Raw genomic sequence first — 2,476 nt, 5'->3', positions numbered from 1 at the left:
ATACAGCCGATTGGTACCGGTCGAAGCGGCTGTCGTACAGTAAAACGTGATCGGGGCCAGTTATCCCGGGCCGCTTTCCACATTAATTCATTGGCAACTTGGCCACAGAATGTGCCTTGACAATTCCCCATTCCTAGCCTGGTTCTCCTTTTAAGATCATTGAGATCTCTCGCCCCGTTCGCAACAGCAGTTCTAATGTCTCGATACGTTACCTCTTCGCAGCGGCACACGATCGTTTCGTCAGTGACCGAATCAAATATTCCAGTTTTTATCATTGCCGTTTTTGACATCGCATCGCCTACATAACGGGCATTTTTAGCCTTCTTCCGGTCTTGCTTTGTCAATTGATCGGCTTTTTGGCCGCCAACCCGACCTAGCTGACGTGCAACCTCTATCGCAGCAATACGCCCTTCAAGTATAGCAGCGTCATATCCTTTTACCGAAGCACCGTCACCTGCCACAAAAATGCCGTTTCTGGATGTCTCCATATATTCGGAGTGATTCACCTGCCACTGCCCTATGTTTTGGTTAAAACTTGTTTCACACCCTAGCAACCTGGCTATATCGACTGCGGGAATCAGGTTGTATCCAAGTGCAACGATATTGGCGTCCAGCTGGATGTCAGTTCCTGCTATCCGTTGCCAGTTTGAATCTACTTTGCTGACGATTACATGCTTAACGCAATCATCTCCGATAACTTCAGTTACGGCGTGAGAGTAATATACTGGTATTCTTTCCTTTCTTATCCTCAATAAATATTTGATTCCCAATGACAATTTATCGAGGCCGCCCTTCGTAAGGAGTTGGATGCCAACCGGAGCCATGCCGAACATTGAATTAACGTCTATCATGGCCGCGACCCGCGCGCCTGCTTTTACCAAATTATAAGTGAGCGCTACCTGCAATGGACCGGTTCCGCCGACCACGAATCTTTTACCGGGAATTGCGCCTCTCTTGATGAAGGTGTTTAACCCGCCTATCGTAAATACGCCAGGTAGTTGCCAGCCAGGAATTGGGGTTATTCTGTCGACGGCGCCGGTAGCGATAAGCAATTTTTTAGCCTTTATAGAATTAGATGGTTGCCCCGGTCGTTGTGCACTGAAAACATCAATTATATTGTCAGGTGATACATTCCAGACTTCACTGTTTTTCAGCAGGGTAATATCATCTTTGATCCGGTTGAATGAACGATGAAGCTCATTGCGAGTTTTCGTTTCATTGTTTTCGCCGTGATTGCCATTTATGTATGAAGCTTTCTCTTTCAGTACTTTCCCACCCAGGTCTCTGGCATTCTCTACCAGTACTACGGAAAGCCCGTTGGCGACCCCTTCAATGGCGGCACTCATCCCGGCAGGACCGCCCCCGATTATTGCGAGATCTTTAACGATCATTTGACGACCCCTCATTTTCCGACTGACCATCTTCGAGCATTTCCACTTTGCAATTCGGATGAACCTGGGTCATACAGGTACGTACGTTCGATATACCGTCTACTTTCATCAGACACTCATAGCAGACACCCATTCCACAAAAAGCACTTCTTGAATTTCGGTTCCGGGTTTTGCGAAATACCATTTTCTGATTCACCAGCAATGCTTCTGCGATTGTCTGTCCGTGATAAGCTTTGAGCTCTTCACCGTCGAGTTCAAATGTAAATGTTTCTTTTTTCGACATTTTCAACTCTTCCTCAATGTAGGTATTAGCATATAGCAGTATCGTATGTTTATTTTGTATGTTCTGTTTTAAATCTTCCCCAATCGAATGAATCTGTTTCAACACTTTTGGGAAGATTACATACAATCTCAGAAATCAGCTTTCCGGTCATGGCCGACATGCTTATACCGTTGCCTTCGTGCCCTGCCGCTATATAAAAACCTGGGACCTCTGTTTCCGAAATAATCGGGTTGTGATCTGGTGTCCATGGACGACAGCCGACATAAGATCTAATTGCATTTAGTTCCTTGAGAATCGGAAAAAATCTGATAGCCCTTTGGGCCATCGCTCTCAGCACCAACGAATCGCTGGAAGTATCCATCCCGACGAACCTGCGGCTGCTTCCGAAAATAAAATTTCCGGCTTCAGTCGGTTCGAACACCATCGCCACACCGAAGGCCTCCATTTCAGGGGTGACATTTCTCTGATAGCCGCCGGTTTGCAGTTTAGTCATGATGTAGCCAAACTCACACACCGGACGTGTTGTGATTTGAAAAGTTCTCTGGCCGACAATAATATGCCCCTGTCTCGGTTTGATCGGGATTTCAAGCCCTACCATTTTGCCGATTTGAGGTGCCCAGGCGCCGGCGGCGTTAATTACACGCGGTGTCTTAATATCACCAGAGTCAGTTATCACTCTGTCGATATGCCCGTCAGCCCGCCGTGCAATTCCTGTAACCGTAGTATTACTCAGCAACCTCGCGCCAAGTTTTTGTGCTGCATAAATAAACCCCTGGCCGAGAGCCATCGGGCTCAGCGTCCC

Annotated in this window: 3 protein-coding genes; all 3 read right to left on the bottom strand. The window is 47.1% G+C overall.

The window, feature by feature from the left end; all coding sequences use genetic code 11:
• Positions 1 to 1,391 (bottom strand): FAD-dependent oxidoreductase (locus tag BLQ17_RS21860; protein ID WP_092226393.1); only part of this gene is annotated, 1,391 nt, incomplete at its 3' end.
• Positions 1,381 to 1,674, bottom strand: a complete 294-nt coding sequence (locus tag BLQ17_RS21855; RefSeq protein ID WP_092226391.1) for a (2Fe-2S)-binding protein — start codon at positions 1,672 to 1,674, stop codon at positions 1,381 to 1,383. The genes BLQ17_RS21855 and BLQ17_RS21860, both read right to left, overlap by 11 nt.
• Positions 1,675 to 1,723: 49 nt before the next feature.
• Positions 1,724 to 2,476 (bottom strand): NAD(P)/FAD-dependent oxidoreductase (locus BLQ17_RS21850; RefSeq protein WP_143005616.1); only part of this gene is annotated, 753 nt, incomplete at its 5' end.

It is taken from the genome of Desulforhopalus singaporensis, from assembly GCF_900104445.1.
Taxonomy (GTDB): domain Bacteria; phylum Desulfobacterota; class Desulfobulbia; order Desulfobulbales; family Desulfocapsaceae; genus Desulforhopalus_A; species Desulforhopalus_A singaporensis.
This window is presented reverse-complemented; position numbering and strand designations above follow the sequence as displayed.

Excerpts from the sequence above, each read along its gene's own strand:
- BLQ17_RS21855 (WP_092226391.1), bottom strand. The coding sequence starts at position 1,674 with ATGTCGAAAAAAGAAACATTTACATTTGAACTCGACGGTGAAGAGCTC.